The organism is Burkholderia sp. AU15512, from assembly GCF_002223325.1.
Classification (GTDB): Bacteria; Pseudomonadota; Gammaproteobacteria; order Burkholderiales; family Burkholderiaceae; genus Burkholderia.
This window is the reverse complement of sequence record NZ_NKEX01000006.1, coordinates 2,820,599-2,845,521: the sequence shown is the minus strand read 5'-3', so window position 1 is coordinate 2,845,521 and position 24,923 is coordinate 2,820,599. Positions and strand designations below refer to the sequence as shown.

The window sequence follows — 24,923 nt, the reverse complement described above, 5'->3', positions numbered from 1 at the left end:
CGTGCATTCGTTGCGATTCGTACCGACTCGATCGGAGGATGACCGGCAGCGTGTGACGACGAACGCGGCCGCGCGGGCCGGCACCGCGCCTGCGTCGTCAGGCGATCCGTACGTGGGTCCGCCGCCAGAATCCGCCGAGGCTGCAGCCTAGAACCGCGTGCTGAACCCGATCCTCGCGATCGACTGCAGCGCGCCGCTCGACGCGCCGTTTGCATCCATCACGCCGTTGATCTGCGCGCTGCTGCCGTAGTTCGCGCGCTGATGCACGCCCGCCACGTACACCATCGTGCGTTTCGACAGCCAGTACTGGACGGCGGCCAGGAACTGGTGCGCGTGCGCGTTGTCGAGCGTGTCGTTGCCCTTCATGTATGTGTAGCTCGCGCCGATCACCCATGCCGGCGACGGCCGCCACGCGGCGCCGGCTTCCGCCGACCATGCGCCCGCGCCGTTCCGCGCGTTGCGTACGGTCGTGAAGAGCGCTTTCCCCGTGATCGTGCCGAGCGTGTAGTGCACGCCCGCGCCCCAGTTGCGCACGCTGGTCGGCGGCAGCCCGTCCGTCGCGCCGTACTTCTGGTTCGTATAGGCCGCGCCCGCGCCGAACGGGCCGTTGTCGTAGCTCGCGCCGACGCTGACCGTGTTGTTCGCGCCGACCGACCCCGCGACGTTCCCGAAGCCGTACAGCGCGCCGACGGTGAGGCCCGACAACGACGGGCTCGTGTACTTGACCGAATTCGCGACGCGATTGCTGCCCGCGACGCGATCCCAGTCGAAGGCGCCGGTCGGGTTGTTCGGCAACGCGAGCTTGTCGAACGGGCCGTTGCGAAAGCCGTACAGGCCGACGAGATCCTGCGCGATCTCGTTGCCGCTCGCGGCCAGCGCGTCGACCATGAACTCGTACTGGTTGCCGAGCGTCAGCGTGCCGTACCGGTCGTTCTGCAGCCCGACATAGGACGTGCGTGCGAACAGCCCGCCGCCGATGATCGAGCCGTTGCCGAGCGAATACTGGTTGACGAGCCGGAAGATCGCGCGCGTGCCCGCGCCGAGATCCTCCTTGCCTTCGAAACCGAGCAGGTTCGGGAAAAAGATGTTGTCGTCGAACTTCGCGGCGCCGCGGCCGCCTTGATTGCTGACGTAGCTGATGCCGGCATCCATCAGCCCGAACATCGTCACGCTGCTTTGCGCGAACGACACGGTGGGAATGGCGCATGCCGCGAGCGCCAGAACGGTCTTTTTCGTCATCTCCAATGTGCTCCTCACATATTCCGATCGAGTCGGATATTTTTTTGATGGGATTACTGATTGATATGAACAAAGTTGAGCCGGACGAATCCCGGCTCAGTACCAACTAAAGGAAATCGGCGTGTGACGGGCATCGGCGGCAATCGCGGGCGTGCCGATGCCCGCTCGGTAGCGCGCTAGACCGTCGAATACCCGCCGTCGACCGGCACGACCGCGCCGGTCACGAACGACGCGCTGGGCGAGCACAGGAACAGGATCACGCTCGCGACTTCGTCGGCCGTGCCCCAGCGCCCGAGCGGCGTGCGTTCGAGGATGCGCCGCGACGCCTGCATGTCGGCCATCAGGCCGCTGCTGAGCGGCGTATCGATCCAGCCGGGTGCGACCGCGTTCACGCGAATGCCGCGATCGGCCCACGCCTGCGCGAGCGAGCGCGTGAGCTGCGCGATGCCGCCCTTGCTTGCGCTGTACGCGGGCCGGTCCTTGCTGCCGAAGTACGTGTACATCGACGCCACATTGACGATGCTGCCGCCGTGTGCCGACAGCGCCGGCCGTGCGGCGTCGGAGGCACGCATCACCGACGTCAGGTTCACGTTCAGCACGAGCTCGAACTGGTCCATCCGGTATTCGTCCGCGTGCCGGCTGATACCGACCCCGTTGACGAGCACGTCGAGCCGCGGCAGCGCCGCGATCGTGCGCGTCAGCGCATCGCTGTCGGTCACGTCGAGTTCCAAGCAGCGAACACCCGCATGCATGGGCGCGTGCGGGCCGGCCGCATCGAGCCCGAGCGCGACGACCGACGCGCCGGCCTCCGCGAACCGCATCGCCGTGCGCGCACCGATGCCCGACGTGCCGCCCGTCACGACGACGGACCGGCCCTCAAACGCCCACTGACGACTCATGCTCGACGCTCCCGATGGCGTGTGCGCGGCCGGCCGGCCGTTGCGCGGGTGAAACGAGGATCTTGATTTGCGCGCGGTCGGCGAGCAACGCATCGAAGCCGTCGACGACGGCGTCTTCGAGCGACACGGTGCGCGTGACGATCGACGTGAGGTCGAGCGAGCCCGACGCGACGATGCGCAGCAGGTCTTCGTACGCATGCCGGTAGCCGACGCTCGCCGTGAAGGTCAGCTCGTCGTTGACCGCGCGAAACGCGTCGAAGCCCGCATGCGGCATCAGGCCGACCATCACGACGCGGCCGCCCTTGCGCAGTGCCTGCATCGCCGATTCGAACGTGGCCGGCAGCCCGGCCGCTTCGAAACTCGCATCGACGCCGAGCCCGCCCGTGGTCGCGCGGATCGCCTCCTGCAGCGCGGATGCACCGAGTGCGCGTGCGTCGAACGTATGCGTCGCGCCGAAGCGCGCGGCCGCCGCGAGCCGTTCGGGCGAGACGTCGACGGCCACGATCGTGGTCGCCCCCTGCAGTTTCGCGAGCATGATCAGCAGCAGGCCGATCGGGCCGAGGCCGAACACCGCACAGGTCTCGCCGAGCCGCAGTTCGCCACGCCGCAATGCGTGCAGCGCGACGGCCGCCGGCTCCATCACCGCGGCCTGTTCGAGACTCACGCCGTCAGGCAGGCGATGCAGCATGTATGCCGGCACGACCGCGAAGTCGGCCATGCCGCCGTCGCCCATCAACCCGGCGAAGCCCATCGACACGCACAGGTTGTACGACCCCGCGCGGCAATACGCGCACTGGCTGCAGCGATACTCGGGCTCGACCGCGACGCGATCGCCCGCGCGCAGCGCCGTCACGCCGTCGCCGACCTCGACGACGGTGCCGCAGAACTCGTGGCCGAGCGTCAACGGCGCGGTGCGGCGCGACAGCGGATGCGGCGTGTCGACCGGAATCGCGTGCGGGCCGTCCGCATATTCGTGCAGGTCGCTGCCGCAGATCCCGCAGTACGCGACCGCGATGCGCACGTCACCGGGGCCGACGCGCGGCGTGTCGATTTCCACGAGACGGACGTCGCGCGGGCCATGCCATTGAAGTGCCCGCATGTCAGCGACCTCCGAGGTTTTGTGGATCGAGATGGCTCGCGGCCGAGCCGGCGAGTGCGCGCTTGCGCAGCACGGCGGGCGCGGTCTCGACGAGGCCAAACGACAGCACGCACGCGAGGATCGCGCCGGCAGCCGAGGTCCACATCGCGAACTGCAGGCCGTACTGGTCCGCCGCGAAGCCGGCGACGGTCGGTGCAAGGAAGCCGCCGATCAGCTCGCCCGCGCCCATGATCAGGCCGAGCGCGCTGGCGATCGCGCGCGGCGGCACCGTTTCGGCCGGGATCGTCGCCATGAACAGCGTGAAGCAGCCGAGGCCGGTGTACGTGGCGAACACGAGCACGCCGAGCGCCCAGAGCGAGCCGGCATGGATCATCACGACCGGGCACGCGGCCGCGATCAGCGCGAACGCGATCATCGTCGGCTTGCGGCCGATCCGGTCGGAGATCGCCGGCACCGCGAAGCCCCAGAACACCCACGCGGCGCCGAGGCAGGTCATCACGACGCCCATGTCGGACGGCGACAGATGGCGGCTTTCCACGAGGAACACCGGCGCGAACGAGATGATCACGACGAACCACGTGAGAAAGAAGCCGCTGATCAGCACGCAGAGCAGGATGTTGCGCTCCTTCAGCAGCGCCCATCGGCTGACTGCCGCGCCGCTCGCGACCGGTGCGCCGGCGGGTTCGGCCTGCGCGTGCCGCACGCCGCCGGGGGGCGCTTCGCGCACCCAGCGCCAGATACAGAACGCGATCAGGAAGCCCGGAATGCACGACACGTAGAACGCCTCGCGCCAGCCGTACGTGGTCGCGATGCCGATGACCACCGGCGGGCCGATCATCGCGCCGAGCAGGCCGGCGGCGGAGCCTTGCAGCAGGCCCATGTTCAGCCCGCGGCGGCTCGGCGTCGAGCTTTCGACCATCAGCGATTGCGACAGCGGCAGCACGGGGCCTTCGGCGATGCCCATCAGCGCGCGGAACGCGATCAGGCTCGCGAAGCCGCCGACGAGCCCCGACAGCGCCGAGCACACGGAAAAGCCGAGCACGGCCGCGACCAGCAGCGGCTTGCGCGTGCCGCGCGCGTCGGACCACGCGCCCGTCGCGGCGCCGGACAATGCCCACGTGAGCGCGAGCGCGGACGACACCATGCCGAGCTGCGTGTTCGTCAGGTGCAGCTCGGCCGACATGAACGGGAACAGGAACGACAGCGCGAGGCGGTCGAAGAACACGAAGCCGAACGTCATGAACAGGATCAGCAGCAACCGGTTCTCGTACGTCCAGGCGGATCGGGAGGCGGACGGGGATGTCATGGTGAGCCTCGCCGCGCGTCAGCGGAACAGCTTCTCGATCGCTTGCGCGCCGAGGCCGACCTGCTCGTAATGCGCCTTGCACATCGCGATGTACGAATGCACGTCGAAGTAGCCGTCGGGGTTGCCTGCTTCGTCGAGCCAGATCAGCGGCCCCTTGACGATGAAGAACGCGCGCATCGGCTCGGGGTGATCGAACGCGACGAGCGTGTGGCCCTCGCCCGGCGTCTCGTACACGAAATCGCCGTGCGTCGCGGTCCATTCGTGCTCCAGATAACCCCACTTTCCCGACAGCGTGTAAGCGAACACCTCGTGCGGGTGATAGTGCCGGTTCACGAGCCCGGCTTCCTTCGCCATCAGGATATCGCACCATTTGTTTTGCGACGGCGAGATCCACAGCGGCCGCGACGAAACCGTTTCGGTGAACGGAACGTAATAGCGCTCGTCGTCGGTGGCCGCGTTCGCGATGTACGCTTCGGGCAGCGCATCGGGCTTGAACGGATTGGCAATCGGCGGGATGTTTTGCCAGAATTCGGCTACGGCTTTGTCGACCACGGTTTGTCTCCTTGGGTATCGGTTGTCGTGGGCTCGACTTTAGCCAGCCGGTGCGCGCCGCTCTTGACTGGGCTGGACGCATTGCTTGACCGCGCCGGACATTGCATCGCACCAAAATCCAGGCGAACCATCCCCCAATCCGTGCCGCTCCGCACGACAGGCGCCCGCAGGAGGCGACGTGACGAATTCGACCGTTTTTTCCCGCACGCGAGGCTCGACGGCCGACGTGCCGGCGCGCGACAGGATGGCGTACTGGGATGCGTTCAATGCGGCGACGCTGGTCGGGCTGCGCTGCTCGTCGCTGTCGCCGGCCGGGCTCGAGGTCGAGAAGACCGACATCGCGCTGCCGGGCCTCGGCATCGCGGACATCAGCGGCCAGGATCACGTGATCGAGCGCAGTCCCGCGCTGGTGCGCCAGTTGCCGAAGGAGTCGCTGTTCGCGTGCCAGATTCTGAGCGGGCGCGCGTATTTCATCCAGCGGGACCGCTGCCTGCTCGCGGACGCCGGCGATGTCGTCGTCTACGACACGCGCGTGCCCTATCTGTTCGGATTCCTGACGCCGATGCGGCAGCTGCTGATCGATATTCCGATCACGACGTTCGACGACCGGCTCGATGCGGAACTGGCGGCGCTGCCGCTGCGGATCGCGCCGAAGCCGGGCGCGGGCGCGATGCTCGGCGCGACGTTGCGCGCGAGCGTCGAGCGCTTCATGAAGGATCCGGTCGAGCGTGACGCCGTACAGTTCGCCGAACGCACGCGCACGCTGATCGCGGAACTCATCGATGCGGAGGTGAACGGTGCGGGCGCTTCACGCGCGTCGCTGTCGTATCTGCTGACCGCGAAGCAGTACATCTCGACGCATCTCGGCGACCCGGAACTTGGGCCGCAGGCCGTCGCCGATGCGGTCGGGCTGTCGCTACGGCATCTGAGCCGGCTCTTCGCGGCCGAAGGCGAGTCGATCACGCAGCACATCTGGTCGGAGCGGCTGTCGCATGCGTATCGCGAGCTGACCGATGCGCTGCTGCGCAAGACGAGTGTCGGCGAAATCGCGTTCCGCTGGGGCTTTTCGAGCCAGGCTCATTTCAGCCGTGCGATTCGCGAGCGCTATGGCGCATCGCCGATGGCGCTGCGCGAGGCGGCGCGGACGGACGGGGCTGATTCCGGTAGGTGATGCAGATGGAGCCGCGGCGCGTATCTCACGCGCCGCTTTTTTGTCGTGAACGAAAGCGCCCGCGCGCCGTGTTGCGTTACTCCGCCAGTATGAACTGGGCACAGCGCTCAGCGATCGTGATCATGATCGTCGGCGCGTTCGTATTGCCGGACACGATGCGCGGCATCACGTACGCATCGCAGATTGTGCGGCGGGCCGCCCGGCCCCGCGCCATTGTATCCACCCGCCGCTCACGAATGACCCGCCCCGCCGAATGCTGTAACCAGAGCGCGCGCATGGCACCGGCCGGTCGCGGAACCGCGCAGACTGCGCGGTCCGATCGACCGGCTCGCTGCCACCAACTTCAACCCGCGCTCGCCTCGTCGATCCGGCGAATGTCATCCTGATCGAGCTGAACCCGGATCGCTTCGCCGAGCGATGCCAGCTGCGCCAGCGACGTCGCGCTGGCGATCGGCGCAGTGATCGTCGGCCGCGCGATCTGCCATGCAAGCGCGATCGCGGCCGGCTGCGTGCCGTGCTTCTCGGCTACCGCATCGAGTGCCGCAAGAATACGCAGCCCGCGCTCATTGAGATACCCGGCGACGCGATCGCCGCGCACGCTCTTCTTCAGGTCGGCCTCGCTGCGGTACTTCCCCGACAGGAACCCGCTCGCGAGCGCGTAGTAGTTGACGACACCGAGCTTCAGGTCGCGCACGACCGGTTCGAGATCGCGTTCGTAATCGGCGCGGTCGAGCAGGTTGTACTCGGGCTGGATGACCTGGTACGCGGGCAGCGCGTCGCGCTTGCTGATGTCGGCCGCTTCGCGCAGCCGTGCGCCGCTGTAGTTCGATGCGCCGATGATCCGCACCTTGCCCGCGTCGATCAGCGTTTGATAGGCGCCGAGCGTTTCTTCGAGCGGGGCCGTATCGGCGAGGTCGCGATGCGAGAAATACAGGTCGATGTAGTCGGTCTGCAGGCGGCGCAGCGAATCGTCGGCGGCTTTCAGGATGTTGTCGCGGGTCAGCCCCGCGCGCGCGGCCAGCAGCCCGACCTTGGTCGCGATCACGACCTGCTCGCGCTTGCCGGACCGCTTGAGCCACTTGCCGATGATCGTTTCCGATTCGCCGCCGTGGTTGCCGGGTACCCAGGCCGAATAGACATCGGCCGTGTCGATGAAGTTGATGCCGGTGTCGGCGAGCGCGTCGAGCAGCGCAAACGACGTGTTCTCGTCGACGGTCCAGCCGAAGACGTTGCCGCCGAACGCGAGCGGCGAAACCTGGATGTTCGACGTGCCGAGGGTGCGTAGTGCCATGTTTCTCTCCGGGTGTTGCGAGGTGAGGGGATTGGACTGCGGGAGATGAAGCCGGTCGCGTTGAGACGGCCGAGCGCAGCATGAGGTTCCGCCCACCGTGCGCAAAACGGCGTGTCCCAAGGCCGTGTGTCGGGATGCCGGATCAAGCGACGTCATCGTGGATACATCATCCGTTCGAACGCCGCCCGGTATGCGGCAAGATATTGTATTTATTACCGATTTTATGGTGCGATGAGAATAAATTGCCGGGCGGGTCGGCGTTGTCGCCGGTCGGTGTCTACGATATCCTTTCATCCCAAAATTATGGGAGGCAGCAGGCCGCTGCCATGCGAACGAAAAAACATTCTGAGGCGGTCATGGCTGACCTTGCGGCATTCATTCGAACTCCGTTTTTCCTGCAAGACAAGCGCCTGCTCACGCTGTCTTTCCCTCACGACGACGCACCCTCGGTCACCGACTCGTACGGCAGGCATCGTCCGGCGCGGCTGGTCGTCGAACGGCTCGTCGCGCATGAGGGGCTCGGGATCGACTTCACGTTCGAACTGACGCTGTTGTCCGGCGAGGCGGGCGTCACGCTTGCCGACATGCTGGGCAAGCTGCTCGCGGTGTCGATGGTGCGCCCCGATGGCGGCCTGCGTCATTTCACCGGCTATTGCACGGAGTTTTCGCTCGTCCGCAACGACGATTCGGTCGCGCAATATCGTGCCGTGCTGCGCCCGTGGAGCCACTTCCTGCGGACGCGCGTGAACAACCGCCTGTTCCTCGGGCAGTCGCTTCAGCAGCAGATCGGCGCGCTACTCGCCGATTACCAGGGGCTCGCGCCGTCCTGGGAATGGCGCGTGCGCGGCGACGATCCGGCTCGCACGATGAACGTTCAGGGTGGCGGCCTCGGCGAAAGCGACTGGAACTACATCGTTCGTCATCTGGAAGCCGTCGGCTACCTGTACTGGTGGGAGCACGACGAGAAGGGGCTGAAGTTGATCGTCGGTGACGACAGCACACTGCAGTGTCCGGCGATCGACGGCCGCTCGCCGGAGATCCGCTTCCAGACGCATGACGGCCCGATGGCCGCGGACGCCATTTCGCAATGGTCAGCGGTACGGTCGCTGTCCGCGGGCAGTTACAGCGCGACGGCGTTCGACTTCAAGGCGCCGCATGCCGCCCATGCGCAGATTCCGACGCTTCACCCGCCGGGTGTCGCGCCGCAGGTCGAGCACCACGAATACGTCGGGCACTATGGTTTCGTGAAGGACGCGCGCTCCGGCGATGCGCTGGCGCGTGTGCGCATGGAAGAGATCGAGGCGGCGGCATCGCGTTTCGACGGGGCCGGCAATCATCACGGCATCCTGCCCGGGCGCTGGTTCCAGCTGTCCGATCACTTCAGCGTGGCGTCGGGCAGCCCGGAGGATCACCGCTACCTGATTCTCGAAGCCCGGCACGAAGCGGCGAACAATTACCTGCAGGCCGACGGCAAGCCGGAGTATCGCAACCGCTTCGTCGCAGGCCTGCGGCACACGCCGTGGCGCCCGGGCCGCGGCTTCAACAGCGAACCCGTGCGCGTGCTGGCACCGCAAACCGCGACCATCGCGGGCGCGAAGGGCGCCGGCAGCGTCGACGTCGACGAGTACGGTCGGGTCTGCATCGTGTACCACTGGGATCGTGCGGCGCAGACCAGCGCCCGGATTCGCGTAGCAGCCGGCTGGGCCGGCGGCGAGAAGGGCATGATCGCGCATCCCCGCGTGGGCAGCGAGGTGATCGTGATGTGCCTCGACGGCAATCCCGACCGGCCGATCGTGGCGGGCACTACATACAACGCGGAACGGATGCCGCCGTGGGCGCTTCCAGACCAGCAGGTGCTGACGGGGCTGCGCAGCCGCGAGTTGTCGGGCGACAGCGGCAATGCTGCGGGCGGACGTTCGAATCACGTGCTGCTCGACGACACGCCGCAACAGCTCCAGCTCAAGCTGCGCAGCGACACCGACGCGAGCGAACTGACGCTGGGGCACAACGTCCGCATCGACAAGACGCAGGGGCGCACCGATCAGCGCGCGCGTGGTTTCGAATTGCGGACCGACGCGCATGGCGCGGTGCGGGCCGCCAAGGGCCTGCTGGTGACCAGCGAGGCGCGTTACGACGCGCGGGCCCATGCGACCGACCTCGACGAGACTGCCGCGCGCCTCGAGAAGGCACACGATCTGCACGAATCGCTGTCGGGTGCCGCGCATGACGTGAAGGCGCAGGCGTCCGGCGACCAGGATGCCGTCCACCAGGCGCTCAGGACGCAGAACGACGGCCTCAGAGGTAGCGGCGGGAATCCGCAGCAGGGCGAGTTTCCGGAGTTCGCGCAGCCGTTCCTGGCGCTTGCCAGCCCGGCCGGCATCCTGGCCACGACGACGGGGTCGACCCATGTCGCGAGCGACCTGCACGTCGCGCTGACGAGCGGCGCCCATACGAGCGTCGCCGCGGGCAAGAGCATGCTGGTCAGTGCGCAGGAGGCAGTGCGCGTCGCCGCATTCGAGAAAGGCATCCGGCTCGTGGCCGCCGCCGCGGACATCGACATCCAGGCGCTGAAGGACAGCGTCAACGTGCTGGCCAAGCTGGACGTGAAGGTGGATGCGAACCGCATCACCATCACCGCAAAGGAAGAAGTCCTGATCAATGGCGGGACCAGCTATACGCGCTGGAACGGCAGCGGCATCGTCCATGGGACCAAGGGCGAATGGACGGCGCATGCCGCGTCGCATACGTTCATCGGGCCGGACAGCCTGCCGGTGCCCGCACAGGCGTTCCCGGGAACGGCATGCGCACCGTGCATGGTCAATGCGGCGTCGATGGCGTCGCCATTCGCGGCCAAGGCTTGAGGCAGGGCAACGCATGACGAACGAGTTGAAGGCCGCGCAGGCGGTCGAGGTGCTTCAGGCCGCATTGTCCTCGCAGGACGGGCTGCGAGCTTACGTCCTGGTCGACGGTGCATTGCTGAATGCATTGCCGGATGAAGAAAAGGCGTCGTGGCCGGCGTTTGTCGGGGCATCGCTGCTCGACAATGCCGACGACGAAGCGAGGATCGTCGGGCCGCTGCTGTTCGAATGGCAGCCCGCCGATGACAGGGCCGATGCGGTGGGCGAGACCGGTCCGCGTCACATTCCGTGGCAGGCGGCGAGCGTGCTGGTTTCGCCACTGACGCTCGCGCAACTGGCTGCGCATCTCGCACCGATGGTGGATGTTCAGCTCGAGCAGATGGAGAGCGCGATGCTGATGCGCTTCTTCGATCCGCGCGTGCTCCCGTTCTGGCTCGAGATTCTGCCCGCGGCGCATCGCGCGCATCTGGCGCAAGGCGTGCGGCACTGGATTCATCTGGATACCGAACTGCAGATCCGGACGGCGGAAATCGCCGCTCCTGCCAACGTCAGGCAGGCTGCCGAGTTTCCGCTGCAGTTGTCCCAGGCACAGGAGGACGACTTGCTGGCTGCCTGTTATCCGTACACGATGATCGAGCGGCTGCGCGCCGAGAAGCCCGCGCTGCTGGCGTCGTTGCCGGCTGCGCAGCACTACGGTTTCGTGCGCGATCAGCTTGCGCGGTGCCGGGCGCATGGCACGGAAAGCGCGGTGTCGCTGCTGATCTACTGCGAACTGGCGCTACGGTACGGCCCGCGCTTTGACGAGCATCCGGCGATGGCTGCCGTGTTCGACGCGTTGGCGCAAGGGCAGGATTTTCCGCAGGCGCTGGGGCTTGTTCCGGCCGAGGGCTGGCAGCAGATGCGGGAAGCGGCGGGTTAGCGGCGCAGGCGCGGTGCGTTGCTTTTATCGGGTTGGTTGGATGGACGTAATCGGCCCCGGAATGAAATCGATTGGGAAAGAAGGATGTTCAACATGAACCGCTGCTGGATCACCGTGCTGTCCGTGATGGTTTTTTCCACGGCCGCATGCAGCAAGACCACGGGCGATGCCGAAAAGGAAAGCCTGGCACCCGGCGACGCGAACAAGTGGAATGACCCGAACTACGACGTCATTACGGCGGGGTCTTTCAACTATACGGACTACGATATTTACGGCGTCTACCTCCTGCCGCCCGACAAGAACAGCCTCGACGATGCGGCAAGCGCAGATGGGGCGAGTGCCACGCCACGGAACGCGACACGCTGGACAGGCGGCGGCGGGCAAAGACCGAGCCTCGCATGGGATCTTCGCTGGACAACCCCCCGCAAGTTCAAGGTGTGGTGGGAGCGGGTAGTCGACAAGCGCGCACTGGAAGCGTCGTCTCCGGATTACGACGAATATACGCATCGCGAAACCCGACCCGGGATGGCATGGTGTGAAGGCGAGATCACGATCACACGTCCTCCTGTCAAGGGCAAAAGCGGCGGTATCGTGTTGCACTTCTTCCCCGATGGCCATGTGGAAGGCGACATGAATTTCCAGGTCGATGGCCCGGATCCGAAGGTGGCGCTTTCAATGCGCGACGAGCAGCGCAAGCTGGCCGGCCGTGCCTGCCTGAAGGAAATTTCCAATCCGTTCTATGGGCGCAAGAAGCCGACCCAATGGAATTGATGTCGGACGCATTGCCGGAACAGGAGCGAAACCGCCATGAGCAATCCCCCCATCATCAGACGCATCTCGGATCTCACGCCGGCCGAGGATGCTATCCGAAGTGCCCAGCGCGAGATTCTCGATCCGCTGCTGATCGAGCAATGCAAGGAGTGCCCGAAACCCGTGTGGTTCACGGCCTTCTTCGACGGAACGGGCAACAACTTCGACCTGGACGGCCGTGGATTGAAGGACGTCAGACTGACCAAATACAGCAATATCGCGAAGCTCTGGCAGTTTGCACACGCCAAAGACAACGCGTTTCCCCGGACTGTCGCGCGTTATGTCGAAGGTGTCGGCACGCCGTGCAGCAAAGTGGGGGATAGCGGAAAAGGTCTCGACAATGCGCTCGGTATGGCTGCCGCGAGAAAAGGCGAGTTGCGTATCCGATGGATGCTCGACGAGCTCGACAAGCACGTGACCAACCACATGCCGGCGGTGAGTCAGATCAACCTGGCGGTATTCGGCTTCTCTCGCGGCGCGACGGAAGCACGCGCCTTCGTTCGCATGCTGACCGAACAACTCGCCGAGAATATCGGCGGGCGGCTCTGGTGGAACAAGAAGAACATGAAGGGGCATCGCCCCGAATTGGTTGTCTACTTCCTTGGAATTCTTGATACGGTGTCGTCGACGGGCTTTGGCGGCAGCCGCCTCGAGAGTGCGGCACCCATCCTCGTCATGCCTTTGCTCGGACCGTTCGGACCGTACGCCGGCGGTTACCTGGCCTACATCGACAAGGGAGGTCACGCTGAGTGGGCGAACGATATCCGCATACCAGGCTATGTCCGACAGTGCGTTCACTACGTGGCTTCGCAGGAGGTCCGGGAAAAATTCCCCAGTGACTCGGTGCGGGAAGATCAGAAGATTCCGGCGAACTGCTGCGAAGTGTACTACCCGGGCATGCACTCGGACGTAGGCGGCGGTTACGAGCGCAATTACCAGGAAGGTCGAACCAACGAGCTGGCCAACGTCGCGCTGAACAATCTCTATATCGAGGCCTGGAAAGCCGGCGTCCCGTTCCGGTCACCGCAGGAGGTGATGGCGGACGCCGGGCAGCTGTTCGAGATTTCCAAGGACCTTGAGGCTGCTTGGAATGTCTATATGGGCCAGGGAGGTGTCAAAAGCGCGGGCGTGGCACCGAACAGCGACAGGCTCGAGGCGCAGATCATCTGGCACATGAACCGCTATTACCAGTGGCGGGCCAGCAGAAGCCGACGGTTGAAGGACGGACGTCTGAAACCGCCGGGTGGCGTGGACGATCATATGGCCATTACCGATCGCGAGTGGGATTACGATACGGATTGCCTGCGTCATGCGAACGGTGGATATCTGACCGTATCTGTTTCGGAGCAGGAAAAAGCCATCGATGCGGCTGTTCGGGTCACGGGCAACTGGCTGGGGGGGATCGATCCGGCAGCGCGCGCGATCTTCGACAAGTTCTTCGATCACTACGTGCACGACTCGATTGCCGGTTTCAAGAAGCAGATGGAAGACGGATACGTTGGCCCTGCCGAGATGAGCCGCTGGACGGTCAACCGACAGTACTTCATGGGTAAGCGTGGCAACAGGTTTCTTTACTGGCGCTACGCCGGCGACAAGGCCGAGCATGCCGCTGCGCAATTGGCCAGGACCGATCCGGCCAAGCAGCAGGAGCCGACGGCGGCCAACGAGCCTCAGCTGGCCAGCAACCAGCCCGCGACGGCCGGCGGCAATACGCTGCCCGATGCGACGTCGACCGCCTGACGCCGCACGCGACACCGCTCGCAACAGCGAGCGGACAACCCGACGTCGCGGCGGATCGGATCTGCCGCGACCCTTCCCTCCTTACCGCAACTGCACCGCCGCGAGAAACAGCACCATGCTGCCGATCGCGCCATCCAGCACGCGCCACGCCGTCGCCTTGCGGAACCACGGCGCCAGCAGCCGCGCGCCGTAGCCGAGCCCGAGGAACCACACGACGCTGACCGACATCGCGCCGATCGCGAACGCGAGCCGCGCGCCTTCCGGCTCGCGTGCGCCGGCCGTGCCGATCAGCAGGAACGTGTCGAGATACACGTGCGGGTTGAGCCACGTGAACGCGAGCGTCATCAGCACGATCGCGAGGCCGCTCTGCGGCGGCGGCGCGATCGCGTCGCCGCGCACGTCGAGCGTTTCGTGGCCGGGCTTGAACGCGCGGCGCAGCGCATTGATGCCGAACCACGCGAGATACGCGAGGCCGACGTACAGCACCGCATGGACGAAGGTCGGATAGCGTTCGACGAGCGCCGACGCGCCGCCGACGCCCGCGCCGATCAGGATCATGTCGGACAGTGCGCACAGCAGCACGATCTTGCCGACGTGCGAGCGCATGATGCCCTGCCGCAGCACGAATGCGTTCTGCGCGCCGATGGTGACGATGAGCGAGCCGCAGAGTGCGGCGCCGTGGGAAAAAGCGAGCCAGTTCATGATGGGTGACAGCAGTGGAAGCAGTAGACGGATGAATCGGGTAGCGCTAGTCTGCGGTCAGCCTGAAAATAAGAGAAGCTAAATCACCTAATGCCGATTAAGGAAATCTAATGCTCGACTACGCGTTGCTCGATGCCCTCGCGGCCGTGATCCGGCACGGCTCGTTCGAGCGGGCGGCCAAGGAGCTGAACGTCACGGCGTCGGCCGTGTCGCAGCGCGTGAAACTGCTGGAGGAGCGGGTCGGCAGCGTGCTCGTCAAGCGCGGGCAGCCATGCGTCGCGACGACGTCGGGTGCGCTGCTGTGCCGGCATACCGAGCGCGTGCAACTGCTCGAGGCCGAGCTGGGCGGCCGGATGCCCGCACTGCCGGGCCAGATCGCGAGCACGTGGCCGACGTTGCGCGTGGCCGTCAACGACGACAGCGTCGCGACGTGGTTCATCGACGCGGTCGGGCCGTTCTGCACGGAGCGCGAAACGTTGCTCGACCTCGTGATCGACGACCAGGATTACACCGCGTCGCGCATCCGCGACGGCAGCGTGCAGGGCGCGGTGACCGCGCAGGCGGAGCCGATCCAGGGGTGCCGGTCGGAGCGGCTCGGGCGCATCCGCTACCGCGCGGTGTGCTCGCCGGCGTTTTACGAACGCTACTTCAACGCGGGCATCACGCGCGATGCGCTGCGCCGCGCGCCGTGCGTGATGTTCAATCCGAAGGACGGGCTGCAGGCGCGTTTCATCCGGCGCGTGACGCGCGCGGATCTCGATCCGCCGCAGCACTGGATACCGCACGTCGCGGGCTACCTGCGTGCGTGCGAAACGGGATTGGGATGGGGGATGTGTCCGGACCGGATGGTCGACCGCCAACTGGCGGCGGGTGAACTGGTCGACATGTCGCGCGGGCGAACGATCGACATCGACCTTTACTGGCAGAGCTGGCGTTTGTCGATCGGCTGGCTCGACGATTTCAGCGCGGCGCTGAAGGCGCGCGCCGCGCTGTTTCTCGATTGATCGATCGCGTGACGCAGGCGGCGCGCGCGAGGTGCGCGCCGTGCGGCATCACATCAGACGTGATGCAAACCGTCGAAATCGACGATCTGGACGTGGCGGCCCTGCATTTCGATCAGGCCGCGCTTCTGGAATTTCGACAGCGTGCGACTGACCGTTTCGAGCGTCATGCCGAGGTAGCTGCCGATGTCTTCGCGCGTCATCCGCAGGTTGAATTCCGACGGCGAGTACCCGCGCTTCAGGTAGCGCGACGAGACGTCGAGCAGGAACGCGGCGACGCGTTCTTCGGCATTCAGCGAACCGAGCAGCATCGTTTGCGACGTTTCGCGCACGATCTGTTCGCTCATCAGCTTGTGCATGCGCAACTGCATCGAACCGGCTTCCGAGCACAGCGCCTTGAGCGCGCTGTACGGAATCACGCAGACGGAGCTGTCTTCCAGCGCGACCGCGGTGCGCGGATGCGTGTCGTCGCAGATGCCGTCGAGGCCGAGCGCTTCGCCGGCGAGATGCAGGCCGGTGACCTGCTCGCGGCCGTCGTGGCGCGTCGCGACGGTTTTCAACGAGCCAGAGCGCACGGCGTACAGGTTGTCGAATGCGTCGCCTTCGCGGAACAGCGCTTCGCCGCGCTTGACGGGGCGCGCCGCGCAGATGACCGACTCGAGGCGACTGAGCGCTTCGGGCGCCAGGCCCTGCGGCATGCACAGGTGCCGCATGGCGCACGTCGAGCAGTGCGCGGCCTGGCGAGGCGCCCAGCTACCGGCATGAGGCGTGGCGGCGGGACGTGTGGCGACGGGCGTCAGCATGATCGTTTACTCCGGCGTTGAATCGACGGAATCATTGTCCCACCGCAACTTGCCGCTGTCGGGTGACAAAACGTCGCGACTGCCCGCGCATGCCGAACGCTGCTTACGCGGCCGTTTCGTCGGCGTTGGCGGCCGCCGGAATCAGCAGCACGGGCAGCGTCGCGTGGCGCACGCACTGCTCGGCGATGCTGCCGAGCACGAGACGGCGGAACCCGCGGCGGCCGTGCGTGCCGAGCACGAGCAGATCGGCATCGAACGCTTTCGCGCCGTCGAGGATCAGCGACGACACGTCGTTGAGCGACATTGCTTCGCCCAGCTTCGTCTCGCCTTTCACGCCCGCTGCCTGCATCAGCGCGGTGAAATCCTTCGCGAGTGCGTTGCCCTGCGCGACGAGCTGATCGCGCAGCACGGACGGATCGTAGCCGGGCACGTTGTAGTAGATCGCGGCGTTCTCGACGACGTAGAACGGTTGCAGCTCGGCACCGTGCGATTTCGCGAGCGCCAGCGCGGCATCGAACGCGTGGCGGGACGTGTCGCTGCCGTCGACGGCAACCAGAATACGCTTGTACATAGTGTCTCCGAGTGGCGGGTTGAAACGAAGTCGGCCGGATGGCCTATCGGGCTGGGCAATGCGCAATGCTGCGAGGCAGAGTAAACCAACGACCGTGACTTTGCAGTGAGGTGCCGTTCGCGCCGCGCGGCGGCGCCGCTTCCGTTTCCGCGGCGCAGGCCAGGCACCTACGCATGCTGCGACACGTGTTGCGTGTCGTGCGACGGGGTGGCCGCTGTTGTCTGCATCGTCGGCGGGAAGGCATGCGCGCGCATCGGCGTCGCGTGTGGCGCACGCACGCATCGACACGACACGACACAACACGACACGACACAACAGGACGGTCACGCGGATGTATCGCCCGCATCGCCATTCAATCGCAACCGCGCGGTTTCGACATGACCTCGATCAACGCATGTGCGTCAGTGCAATTCAGGGCGTGCATGGCGCCGCCCGCGCCGCTGCGCGGAATCATTCGTTCGTGCATCGTGCATCGTGCGATGTCCGGTGCACGATCGGCGCACGGCAGTGGCGTACGCCGATCCCCAGCCATCGGCTAGTTGGCCGATACCGGGTCGCAAACGAACGATCGATTCAAACGCCGCGCCGGCTATCTCGGCACGGGCGTCAGCTCGAAGACGCGCTCCGGCCGACGCTGGTGGCCGGGCCAGTACGTGCTGCCGTACATCCGGTGGACGGGGCCGAACAGCGCGTCGCTCAGGGGCGGCGGCGCGTCGAAGCCCTTCTCGATCACCATGTAGCCGGCACGCAGCGCGAACGCCGGATGATTGCCGCCGGGGCGGCTGTCGAAACCGGCGAAGCCGTCGCCGGCTTCCGGCATCGCGTTGACGAGCGACGCGTTGCTGCGCGTGATTTCGTCGGGCGAGATCGGCCCGCCGCCGGCAAGGCGCGCCGCCTCGCGGTTCTTGCCATCGGTGTCGACCGTGCTGTCGTGCGTGTCGTCGTTGTCGAGCTCGATGCTGCGCGGACGCGAACGCTCGGTTTGACCGGATGATTCCATCGCGGCTCTCCTCGCGGCGAAGCGTTCCGGATCGAAGCAAATCCCGTTCCGGGCATGACGGGAAAAGGCGCGCGGGCGATCGCCGCGGTCGCGCGACGCGCATTGATTTGTCATGATTTATTTCAGCTAGAAGACGCGTTTTCTACAGAGTATGATTCTTTTCCTGCGAAGCGGCGACAGGGGATTCAGTCGCGCCGCCTCTGCCCGCGCCGGGGGGCCGCAGCACCCTTAAAGACGGGTAGTGAACAACAAAGCAAGGGACTAGAGGTGGCGGATTCATGCAAGCGACTACTGCCTTCACGCACCGCGGTTATCTGTTGAACTGCGCGCCCGCGCGCGCCAGCGACGGGTCGTTCAAACCCTACGTCGTGATCTCCCGATCGAGCGACGGGGAACTCGTTGCGAACCGATTTTTCCCGATCGAACTCCAGTTCAACGACGAAGGCGACGCGATCGCGCACGCGCGCGACTGGGCCGTGCGATGGATCGACGCGAGCAGCATCACGATCTGACGCCGTCGCGATCCCGTGCCATCGGCCGTCCGGCCGAGCCCCGGCGTGCCGCTCCCGGACAAAAAACGCGGTAATCTTGCGGAACCCGTCACTTTATTAGCGGCCGTGCGACCGAGCGCGGCCGCCTGCATTGGCATATGTCGACATCACCCGCCCGTCAGTGGGGCCTTGAAGAAATCGTCGCCGGCTTGCGCGAGTCGCGCGAGGAACTCCATCGCACGCGCCATCCGCGCGGCATTCGCGAACTGCCGTCGCGCGATGCAATCTGCAAGATTGTGACCGGCCTGCGCGCGTCGATGTTTCCGACGCATTACGGCGCAGCGGATCTGACCGACGAAAGCGTCGACTTCTACGTCGGCCACACGCTCGAGAGCACGCTGCGCATTCTGTCCGAACAGATCCGCCGTGCGTTGCCGTTCCTGCCCGAGCATGCCGATACGCCGTTCGCCGAGCTCGACGAACGCGCGTTCGAAATCGCGCGCGAATTCGGCCGGCAGTTGCCGGCGGTCCGTGCGCTGCTCGTCAGCGATATCCAGGCGGCCTATGCAGGCGATCCGGCCGCGCAGCACATCACCGAGATCCTGCTGTGCTACCCCGGCGTGCTGGCGATGATGCATCACCGGCTCGCGCATGCGCTGCACCAGCTGGGCGTGCCGCTGCTGGCGCGGTTCATCAATGAAATCGCCCACTCGGCGACCGGCATCGACATCCACCCGGGCGCGCAGATCGGCCCGAGCTTCTTCATCGACCACGGCACGGGCGTCGTGATCGGCGAGACGGCGATCATCGGCGAGCGTGTGCGCGTGTACCAGGCCGTCACGCTCGGCGCGAAGAGCTTCCCCGCCGATGGTGAAGGTGCGCTGGTCAAGGGCAATGCGCGGCACCCGATCGTCGAGGACGACGTGGTGATCTACGCGGGCGCGACGATTCTCGGCCGCGTGACGATCGGGCGCGGCTCGGTGATCGGCGGCAACGTGTGGCTCACGCACAGCGTGCCGCCCGGCACGAGCGTCGCGCAGGGCAAGGTGCGAGAAGGCGGGAGCGCCGACAAGCCGTAACGCGGCGCGCGCCCGACGGCCGCCGGCCGTCGACGCGCGCACCGGTCAGTGCTTGCCGTCGGGCGCGCGGTGCTTGTACAGCACGTCCTGGTCGACGCGGATCAGGTTCTGCCCCGCATCGACGACGAAATCCACGCCGTTGTACGCGTTGCCCGTCAGCATCAGGATCGCGCTCGCGACGTCGTCGGGGCCCGCGATGCGCGCGAGCGGCGTCGAGGCGCGGCTCGCGTGTTCGAAGTCGGCCTGCGTCTGGTCGTCGCTCGGCAGCATCAGCCCGGGGAACACCGCATTCACGCGCAGCACCGGCGCGGACGACAGCGCAAGCATCTGCGTGAGGTTGCCGAGCGCGGCCTTCGCGACCGTATAGCTGAAATGGTCGCGGTGAAAGTTTTCCTTGATCTTCTGGTCGACCACGTTCACGACGACACCCTGCGCGCCGGCCGCGCGGGCCCGTTCGTAGAACGCGCGCGTGAGCAGGATCGGCGCGCGGCAGTTGACGGCCCACGCCTGATCGAACGCCGCGAGGTCGAAGCTCGGGAAATGGTCCTGCCAGAACACCGACGCGTTGTTGACGAGCACGTCGAGGCGCCCGAAGCGCGCATACACCTGGTCGATCAGCGCGGTGATCTGCGCGGCATCCGACAGGTCGGCCTGCAGCGCGACCGAATCGTGTCCGCGCTCGGCGATCGCACGGGCCGCCGCCTGCGCGGCATCGGCCGAACGGTCGTAATGCACCGCGGTGCGATAGCCGTGCGCGGCGAAATACTCGGCGAACGCGCGCCCGGCCCGGCGCGCGGCGCCGGTCACGAGCACGACGGGCGCGTGCGCCGCTTGCTTCGTCTGCTCCATTACGTATTCGTCAGATTCACGGAAGAAGGATTCGCGACGATCGACAGGAATTCGCGCCGTGTCGACGGATCGGTGCGGAACGTACCGAGCATGCGCGACGTGACCATCTCGACGCCCGGCTTGTGCACGCCGCGTGTGGAAATGCACTGGTGCGCGGCCTCGAGGATCACGCCGACGCCCTTCGGCTGCAGTACGTCGAACAGCGTGTCGGCGATCTGCACGGTCATCTTTTCCTGGATCTGCAGGCGCTTCGCGAACGCGTCGACGAGGCGCGCGAGCTTCGAGATGCCGACCACGCGATGATTCGGCAGATACGCGACGTGCGCGCGGCCGATGATCGGCACCATGTGGTGCTCGCAATAGCTCTCGAAGCGGATGTCCTTCAGCACGATCATTTCGTCGTAGCCGTCGACTTCGCTGAACGTGCGCGCGAGGATGTCGCGCGGCTCCAGCGCATAGCCGGCGAAGAACTCCTCATAGGCGCGCACGACCCGCGCGGGCGTGTCGATCAGGCCTTCGCGCGCGGGATCGTCGCCGGCCCAGCGCAACAGCACGCGAACGGCGTCTTCCGCTTCTTCGCGGCTCGGTCGGGATGCGGCCGGCTCGGGCCGCGCGGACTTCTTTTTAGCCATCTATCTGCTCCATCGAATGCCGCCGCCGGGGCGGCGCGGAATCCGGGCATTGTTTCATGCTTTCGCGGGGCGTGTGTGCGGCCTGGGGCCGGGCACTCACTTCGGCCATTCGTCCTGCTCGTCGTTGAACAGCGACGCGACGACGCCGCGCAGCCACGCGGTGCGCGGATCGTTGTGATACTTGCGATGCCAGTGCTGCTTCAGGTCGAAGCGCGGCAGCGCGAGCGGCGGCTCGACGGGCACGATGAACGCGTGCTCGGCCGCGTACGCATAGCCGATCGCATGCGGCACCGTCGCGATCAGGTCGGTGCGGCTCAGGATGAACGGCAGGCTCATGAAGTGCGGCGTCTCGAGTACCGCACGGCGCTGCATGCGCTGCTTCGCGAGATATTTCTCGAGCACTTCCTGGCTGCGGCCTTCGGCGCGCACCACCGCGTGCCCGCACGTGAGGAACTGCTCGACCGTGAACGGCGGCGCCTGCTCGAACGGATGGCCGCGCCGCATCAGGCACACGAACCGGTGCGTGAACAAACGCTGCTGGAAGAAGTTGTTGCCGTCGAGATCCGGGAAGTAGCCCACCGCCAGATCGATCGAACCGGCTTCGAGCCCACGCCCGACTTCGTCGTGCGCGAGCGAGACCGAGCGCAGGTTCGCGTGCGGCGCGCGCGTCGCGAACGCCTGCAGCAGCTTCGGCAGGAACACGATCTCGCCGACGTCCGACAGCGCGATCGAGAACGTATGCGTGCTCGCGGCCGGGTCGAAGTCGTGCGGCGCGACGAGGCCGCGCTCGATCTGCGCGAGCGCGTCGCGGGCGGCCGGCAGCAGCGCTAGCGCGCGCGGCGTCGGCTCCATCCCGCGCGACGTGCGCACGAACAGCGGATCGCCGAAGTACTCGCGCAGGCGGCCGAGCGCCGTGCTCACGCGCGGCTGGCTGACACCGAGCAGATCGCCCGCGCGGCTCACGTTGCGCGTGTCGTCGAGCGCGACGAGGTAGGGAATGAGGTTCAGATCGAGCGCATCCATCGCCGGGCCAGTATCGTCAAAACGTATACAACATATCTCCTGAATCGCGTTGCCGCATAGTCGGGAAAGCGCTCAAATGTGTTCAACGATTCGAATTAATGTTCAGGAGACGAACAATGCGCACCCAAGTCGCGATCATCGGCGCCGGCCCGTCCGGCCTTCTGCTGTCCCATCTGCTGCGCCTGCAAGGCGTCGATTCCATCCTCGTCGAAGCGCGTTCGCGCGAATACTGCGAGAACCGCATCCGCGCCGGCGTGCTGGAGCAGGGCACGGTCGACACGCTGAACGAAGCCGGCCTCGGCGACCGGATGCGCCGCGAAGGGCTCGAACATCACGGTATCGAACTGCTGTTCTCGGGCCAGCGCCACCGCATCGACCTGTCCGAGCTGACCGGCGGGCGCGCGATCACCGTCTACAGCCAGCACGAAGTGGTGCGCGACCTGATCGCGGCCGGCGTCGAGCATGGCCACGCAATGCACTTCGAAGTAAGCGACGTCGCGCTGCACGACGTCGAGGGCGAGCACCCGTTCGTCACGTTCAAGCACGCCGACGGCCGCGAAGACCGCATCGACTGCGACTACATCGCCGGCTGCGACGGCTTCCACGGCATCGCGCGCCAGACGATTCCGGCCGAGCGGCTGAACACGTTCGAGCGCGTCTATCCGTTCGCGTGGCTCGGCATCCTCGCCGACGCGGCGCCGTCGCTCGACGAGCTCGTCTACGCGCATCACGACAATGGTTTCGCGCTGTTCTCGATGCGTTCGCCCACGGTCACGCGCCTGTACCTGCAGTGCAAGCCCGACGAAGACCTCACCGAATGGTCCGACACGCGGATCTGGGACGAATTGCACACGCGCTTCTCGAACGACACGGGCTGGACGCCGACCGAGGGCCGGATCACGCAGAAGAGCGTGACGCCGATGCGCAGCTTCGTGTCCGAGACGATGCAGCACGGTCGCCTGTTCCTTGCCGGTGACGCCGCGCACATCGTGCCGCCGACCGGCGCGAAGGGGATGAACCTGGCGGTGGCCGACGTCCGCGCGCTGTCCCGCGCGCTCGGTGCGCGCTACCGCAACGGCGACGCGACGCTGCTCGACACGTATTCCGCGACCTGCCTCGAGCGCGTGTGGCGCGCCGAGCACTTCTCGTACTTCATGACGAACATGCTGCATTCGTCGCCGGAAGACTCGCCGTTCGTCAATCGTCTGAAGTTTGCCGAGCTGAAATACGTGACGCGCTCGCGGGCCGCCGCGCAGTCGCTCGCCGAAAACTACGTCGGCTTGCCGTTCGACGACGCAGCGACCCCCGAGGCAACCCGCCTTGACAATGCGCTGTGCACGACTCTATGATCGGCCCATCGTTCGCTAATCGAATCTCGGTTCGAATAGCGAACAAAACCGGGATCGACATCGGCCCCGGCGCGGCACGCGGCACGCGCGTGTCCCCTCGACAGGCCGCGCATCGAGCCGCGGGTTCGTATCAGGAAGAGACATGGTCAACAAGATTTTCGAATCGCTTCAGTCGGCGGTGGCCGACATCCACGACGGCGCGACAATCATGATCGGCGGCTTCGGCACGGCAGGCATGCCGTCCGAGCTGATCGACGCGCTGATCGAACAGGGCGCGCGCGACCTGACGATCGTCAACAACAACGCGGGTAACGGCGAGACGGGCCTCGCGGCGCTGCTGAAGGCGAAGCAGGTGCGCAAGATCATCTGTTCGTTCCCGCGCCAGAGCGACTCGCAGATATTCGACGGGCTGTACCGCGCCGGCGAGATCGAGCTGGAGCTCGTGCCGCAGGGCAACCTCGCGGAGCGCATCCGCGCGGCGGGCGCCGGCATCGGCGGCTTCTTCACGCCGACCGGCTACGGCACCAAGCTCGCGGAAGGCAAGGAAACGCGCGTGATCGACGGCAAGCCGTATGTGTTCGAGACGCCGATCCACGCCGATTTCGCGCTCGTGAAGGCGTACAAGGGCGATCGCTGGGGCAATCTCGTGTATCGCAAGACGGCACGCAACTTCGGGCCGATCATGGCCAGCGCCGCGAAGGTGGCGATCGTGCAGGTGTCGGAAGTCGTGCCGCTCGGCGCGCTGAACCCGGAACACATCGTGACGCCGGGCATTTTCGTCCAGCGCATCGTCGAGGTGCCGCAGGCCGCGCACGCGGCCGAGCTGGCCGCCGAACACGCCACGTCCCAAGCCGCCTGAGGAGACCCGACATGAAACGACTGACCCGCGATGAAATGGCCAAGCGCGTCGCCCAGGACATCCCCGAAGGCGCGTACGTGAACCTCGGCATCGGCGTGCCGACGCTGGTGGCGAACCACCTCGACCCGAGCAAGGAAATCTTCCTGCACAGCGAGAACGGGCTGCTCGGCATGGGCCCCGCGCCCGCGGCCGGCGAGGAAGACGACGAACTGATCAATGCCGGCAAGCAGCACGTGACGCTGCTCACCGGCGGTGCGTATTTCCACCACGCGGATTCGTTCGCGATGATGCGCGGCGGCCACCTCGACTACTGCGTGCTCGGGGCGTTCCAGGTGTCCGCGACCGGCGACCTCGCGAACTGGCACACGGGCGCGCCCGATGCGATTCCGGCGGTCGGTGGCGCGATGGACCTCGCGATCGGCGCGAAGCAGGTGTTCGTAATGATGGAGCACCTGACGAAGCAGGGCGAGAGCAAGATCGTCGCGCAATGCTCGTATCCGGTCACCGGCGTGCAGTGCGTGAGCCGCATCTATACGGATCTCGCCGTGCTCGACGTGACGGCCGACGGCCTCGCGGTGAGCGAGATCTTCACCGACCTGTCGTTCGACGAACTGCAGAAGCTGACCGGCGTGCCGCTGATCGACGCGACGCAAAAGGCCGCTGCCTGAACCCCGAGCGTG

25 protein-coding genes are annotated in these 24,923 nt (G+C 66.2%); 11 read left to right on the top strand and 14 right to left on the bottom strand.

The window, feature by feature from the left end; all coding sequences use genetic code 11:
• Positions 1-147 precede the first annotated feature (147 nt).
• From CFB43_RS32125 to CFB43_RS32105, 5 genes are all read right to left on the bottom strand, one after another.
• Positions 148-1,239, bottom strand: coding sequence for a porin (locus tag CFB43_RS32125; protein WP_089498060.1), 1,092 nt, complete (start codon positions 1,237-1,239; stop codon positions 148-150).
• 176 nt (positions 1,240-1,415) lie between these two features.
• Positions 1,416-2,138, bottom strand: coding sequence for an SDR family NAD(P)-dependent oxidoreductase (locus CFB43_RS32120; RefSeq protein ID WP_089498059.1), 723 nt, complete (start codon positions 2,136-2,138; stop codon positions 1,416-1,418).
• Positions 2,116-3,237, bottom strand: a complete 1,122-nt coding sequence (locus tag CFB43_RS32115) for a 2,3-butanediol dehydrogenase (protein WP_089498058.1) — start codon at positions 3,235-3,237, stop codon at positions 2,116-2,118. Before CFB43_RS32115 ends, CFB43_RS32120 begins: the two co-directional genes overlap by 23 nt.
• 1 nt (position 3,238) lies before the next feature.
• The gene (locus tag CFB43_RS32110; RefSeq protein WP_089498057.1) at positions 3,239-4,543 is read right to left on the bottom strand and encodes an MFS transporter; all 1,305 of its coding nucleotides are present in this window, start codon (positions 4,541-4,543) and stop codon (positions 3,239-3,241) included.
• A gap of 18 nt (positions 4,544-4,561) precedes the next feature.
• Positions 4,562-5,095 (bottom strand): 2,4'-dihydroxyacetophenone dioxygenase family protein, encoded by a 534-nt coding sequence (locus tag CFB43_RS32105; protein WP_089498056.1) that lies wholly within the window; start codon positions 5,093-5,095, stop codon positions 4,562-4,564.
• Between the two features lie 178 nt (positions 5,096-5,273).
• Between CFB43_RS32105 and CFB43_RS32100 the strand changes: the two genes are divergently transcribed.
• Positions 5,274-6,266 carry a helix-turn-helix domain-containing protein gene (locus tag CFB43_RS32100; protein ID WP_089498055.1) on the top strand — a complete coding sequence of 331 codons (993 nt, stop codon included), beginning with the start codon at positions 5,274-5,276 and terminating at the stop codon, positions 6,264-6,266.
• A gap of 76 nt (positions 6,267-6,342) precedes the next feature.
• Here the strand turns inward: CFB43_RS32100 and CFB43_RS38110 are convergent, their stop codons facing one another.
• Both CFB43_RS38110 and CFB43_RS32095 read right to left on the bottom strand, forming a co-directional pair.
• On the bottom strand, positions 6,343-6,543 hold the full coding sequence (locus CFB43_RS38110; RefSeq protein ID WP_144023141.1) for a hypothetical protein: 201 nt from the start codon (positions 6,541-6,543) through the stop codon (positions 6,343-6,345).
• A gap of 66 nt (positions 6,544-6,609) precedes the next feature.
• Complete coding sequence (locus CFB43_RS32095; protein WP_089498054.1) at positions 6,610-7,557, bottom strand: aldo/keto reductase; 948 nt, start codon at positions 7,555-7,557, stop codon at positions 6,610-6,612.
• Positions 7,558-7,913: 356 nt separating this feature from the next.
• Between CFB43_RS32095 and CFB43_RS32090 the strand changes: the two genes are divergently transcribed.
• The 4 genes from CFB43_RS32090 (at position 7,914) to CFB43_RS32075 (ending at position 13,884) form a co-directional block, all read left to right on the top strand.
• Entirely contained in the window at positions 7,914-10,418 is a 2,505-nt protein-coding gene (locus CFB43_RS32090; protein ID WP_089498053.1) for a type VI secretion system Vgr family protein, read from the top strand.
• Positions 10,419-10,431: 13 nt separating this feature from the next.
• Positions 10,432-11,334 carry a DUF4123 domain-containing protein gene (locus tag CFB43_RS32085; RefSeq protein ID WP_089498052.1) on the top strand — a complete coding sequence of 301 codons (903 nt, stop codon included), beginning with the start codon at positions 10,432-10,434 and terminating at the stop codon, positions 11,332-11,334.
• Positions 11,335-11,418: 84 nt separating this feature from the next.
• Positions 11,419-12,105: a DUF3304 domain-containing protein gene (locus tag CFB43_RS32080; protein WP_226207408.1), complete on the top strand. Its 687-nt coding sequence runs from the start codon at positions 11,419-11,421 to the stop codon at positions 12,103-12,105.
• Between the two features lie 36 nt (positions 12,106-12,141).
• Complete coding sequence (locus CFB43_RS32075; RefSeq protein ID WP_089498051.1) at positions 12,142-13,884, top strand: T6SS phospholipase effector Tle1-like catalytic domain-containing protein; 1,743 nt, start codon at positions 12,142-12,144, stop codon at positions 13,882-13,884.
• Positions 13,885-13,965: 81 nt separating this feature from the next.
• Here the strand turns inward: CFB43_RS32075 and CFB43_RS32070 are convergent, their stop codons facing one another.
• Complete coding sequence (locus CFB43_RS32070; protein ID WP_089498050.1) at positions 13,966-14,586, bottom strand: LysE/ArgO family amino acid transporter; 621 nt, start codon at positions 14,584-14,586, stop codon at positions 13,966-13,968.
• A gap of 110 nt (positions 14,587-14,696) precedes the next feature.
• Here CFB43_RS32070 and CFB43_RS32065 point away from each other — a divergent pair, with 110 nt between their 5' ends.
• Positions 14,697-15,590, top strand: a complete 894-nt coding sequence (locus CFB43_RS32065; RefSeq protein WP_089473827.1) for a LysR family transcriptional regulator ArgP — start codon at positions 14,697-14,699, stop codon at positions 15,588-15,590.
• Between the two features lie 53 nt (positions 15,591-15,643).
• On the opposite strand, the gene fnr is transcribed toward CFB43_RS32065, so the two are convergent.
• The 3 genes from fnr to CFB43_RS32050 form a co-directional block, all read right to left on the bottom strand.
• Positions 15,644-16,390, bottom strand: a complete 747-nt coding sequence (gene fnr / locus CFB43_RS32060) for a fumarate/nitrate reduction transcriptional regulator Fnr (RefSeq protein WP_059523493.1) — start codon at positions 16,388-16,390, stop codon at positions 15,644-15,646.
• Between the two features lie 103 nt (positions 16,391-16,493).
• The gene (locus CFB43_RS32055; protein ID WP_089498049.1) at positions 16,494-16,961 is read right to left on the bottom strand and encodes a universal stress protein; all 468 of its coding nucleotides are present in this window, start codon (positions 16,959-16,961) and stop codon (positions 16,494-16,496) included.
• Positions 16,962-17,550: 589 nt separating this feature from the next.
• The gene (locus CFB43_RS32050) at positions 17,551-17,961 is read right to left on the bottom strand and encodes a DUF3005 domain-containing protein (protein ID WP_089498048.1); all 411 of its coding nucleotides are present in this window, start codon (positions 17,959-17,961) and stop codon (positions 17,551-17,553) included.
• 278 nt (positions 17,962-18,239) lie between these two features.
• Between CFB43_RS32050 and CFB43_RS32045 the strand changes: the two genes are divergently transcribed.
• Complete coding sequence (locus CFB43_RS32045) at positions 18,240-18,473, top strand: hypothetical protein (RefSeq protein WP_011356723.1); 234 nt, start codon at positions 18,240-18,242, stop codon at positions 18,471-18,473.
• 137 nt (positions 18,474-18,610) lie between these two features.
• The gene (gene epsC, locus CFB43_RS32040; protein ID WP_089498047.1) at positions 18,611-19,531 is read left to right on the top strand and encodes a serine O-acetyltransferase EpsC; all 921 of its coding nucleotides are present in this window, start codon (positions 18,611-18,613) and stop codon (positions 19,529-19,531) included.
• A gap of 45 nt (positions 19,532-19,576) precedes the next feature.
• Here the strand turns inward: epsC and CFB43_RS32035 are convergent, their stop codons facing one another.
• The 3 genes from CFB43_RS32035 to CFB43_RS32025 form a co-directional block, all read right to left on the bottom strand.
• Positions 19,577-20,380: an SDR family oxidoreductase gene (locus CFB43_RS32035; RefSeq protein ID WP_089457253.1), complete on the bottom strand. Its 804-nt coding sequence runs from the start codon at positions 20,378-20,380 to the stop codon at positions 19,577-19,579.
• Positions 20,380-21,012, bottom strand: coding sequence for a GTP cyclohydrolase I FolE (folE, locus tag CFB43_RS32030; RefSeq protein WP_089498046.1), 633 nt, complete (start codon positions 21,010-21,012; stop codon positions 20,380-20,382). Before folE ends, CFB43_RS32035 begins: the two co-directional genes overlap by 1 nt.
• Before the next feature lie 96 nt (positions 21,013-21,108).
• Positions 21,109-22,035 (bottom strand): LysR family transcriptional regulator, encoded by a 927-nt coding sequence (locus CFB43_RS32025; protein ID WP_069250399.1) that lies wholly within the window; start codon positions 22,033-22,035, stop codon positions 21,109-21,111.
• A gap of 116 nt (positions 22,036-22,151) precedes the next feature.
• Between CFB43_RS32025 and pobA the strand changes: the two genes are divergently transcribed.
• The 3 genes from pobA (at position 22,152) to CFB43_RS32010 (ending at position 24,911) form a co-directional block, all read left to right on the top strand.
• The gene (gene pobA / locus CFB43_RS32020) at positions 22,152-23,384 is read left to right on the top strand and encodes a 4-hydroxybenzoate 3-monooxygenase (RefSeq protein WP_089498045.1); all 1,233 of its coding nucleotides are present in this window, start codon (positions 22,152-22,154) and stop codon (positions 23,382-23,384) included.
• Between the two features lie 142 nt (positions 23,385-23,526).
• A complete protein-coding gene (locus CFB43_RS32015; protein ID WP_039344485.1) occupies positions 23,527-24,243 on the top strand; it encodes a 3-oxoacid CoA-transferase subunit A in 717 nt (238 codons plus the stop codon).
• Positions 24,244-24,254: 11 nt separating this feature from the next.
• Complete coding sequence (locus CFB43_RS32010) at positions 24,255-24,911, top strand: CoA transferase subunit B (protein ID WP_085038226.1); 657 nt, start codon at positions 24,255-24,257, stop codon at positions 24,909-24,911.
• The last annotated feature ends 12 nt before the right edge of the window (positions 24,912-24,923 follow it).

Bases quoted from the DNA above. Each gene is read 5' to 3' on its own strand.
- CFB43_RS32095 (WP_089498054.1), bottom strand. From the start codon at position 7,557: ATGGCACTACGCACCCTCGGCACGTCGAACATCCAGGTTTCGCCGCTC.
- CFB43_RS32120 (WP_089498059.1), bottom strand. From the start codon at position 2,138: ATGAGTCGTCAGTGGGCGTTTGAGGGCCGGTCCGTCGTCGTGACGGGC.
- CFB43_RS38110 (WP_144023141.1), bottom strand. From the start codon at position 6,543: ATGCGCGCGCTCTGGTTACAGCATTCGGCGGGGCGGGTCATTCGTGAG.
- epsC (WP_089498047.1), top strand. From the start codon at position 18,611: ATGTCGACATCACCCGCCCGTCAGTGGGGCCTTGAAGAAATCGTCGCC.
- CFB43_RS32055 (WP_089498049.1), bottom strand. From the start codon at position 16,961: ATGTACAAGCGTATTCTGGTTGCCGTCGACGGCAGCGACACGTCCCGC.
- CFB43_RS32025 (WP_069250399.1), bottom strand. From the start codon at position 22,035: ATGGATGCGCTCGATCTGAACCTCATTCCCTACCTCGTCGCGCTCGAC.
- CFB43_RS32035 (WP_089457253.1), bottom strand. From the start codon at position 20,380: ATGGAGCAGACGAAGCAAGCGGCGCACGCGCCCGTCGTGCTCGTGACC.
- CFB43_RS32110 (WP_089498057.1), bottom strand. From the start codon at position 4,543: ATGACATCCCCGTCCGCCTCCCGATCCGCCTGGACGTACGAGAACCGG.
- CFB43_RS32115 (WP_089498058.1), bottom strand. From the start codon at position 3,237: ATGCGGGCACTTCAATGGCATGGCCCGCGCGACGTCCGTCTCGTGGAA.
- CFB43_RS32090 (WP_089498053.1), top strand. From the start codon at position 7,914: ATGGCTGACCTTGCGGCATTCATTCGAACTCCGTTTTTCCTGCAAGAC.
- CFB43_RS32010 (WP_085038226.1), top strand. From the start codon at position 24,255: ATGAAACGACTGACCCGCGATGAAATGGCCAAGCGCGTCGCCCAGGAC.
- CFB43_RS32075 (WP_089498051.1), top strand. From the start codon at position 12,142: ATGAGCAATCCCCCCATCATCAGACGCATCTCGGATCTCACGCCGGCC.
- folE (WP_089498046.1), bottom strand. From the start codon at position 21,012: ATGGCTAAAAAGAAGTCCGCGCGGCCCGAGCCGGCCGCATCCCGACCG.
- CFB43_RS32080 (WP_226207408.1), top strand. From the start codon at position 11,419: ATGTTCAACATGAACCGCTGCTGGATCACCGTGCTGTCCGTGATGGTT.
- CFB43_RS32065 (WP_089473827.1), top strand. From the start codon at position 14,697: ATGCTCGACTACGCGTTGCTCGATGCCCTCGCGGCCGTGATCCGGCAC.
- fnr (WP_059523493.1), bottom strand. From the start codon at position 16,390: ATGCTGACGCCCGTCGCCACACGTCCCGCCGCCACGCCTCATGCCGGT.
- CFB43_RS32085 (WP_089498052.1), top strand. From the start codon at position 10,432: ATGACGAACGAGTTGAAGGCCGCGCAGGCGGTCGAGGTGCTTCAGGCC.
- CFB43_RS32045 (WP_011356723.1), top strand. From the start codon at position 18,240: ATGCAAGCGACTACTGCCTTCACGCACCGCGGTTATCTGTTGAACTGC.
- CFB43_RS32125 (WP_089498060.1), bottom strand. From the start codon at position 1,239: ATGACGAAAAAGACCGTTCTGGCGCTCGCGGCATGCGCCATTCCCACC.
- CFB43_RS32070 (WP_089498050.1), bottom strand. From the start codon at position 14,586: ATGAACTGGCTCGCTTTTTCCCACGGCGCCGCACTCTGCGGCTCGCTC.
- CFB43_RS32015 (WP_039344485.1), top strand. From the start codon at position 23,527: ATGGTCAACAAGATTTTCGAATCGCTTCAGTCGGCGGTGGCCGACATC.
- pobA (WP_089498045.1), top strand. From the start codon at position 22,152: ATGCGCACCCAAGTCGCGATCATCGGCGCCGGCCCGTCCGGCCTTCTG.
- CFB43_RS32050 (WP_089498048.1), bottom strand. From the start codon at position 17,961: ATGGAATCATCCGGTCAAACCGAGCGTTCGCGTCCGCGCAGCATCGAG.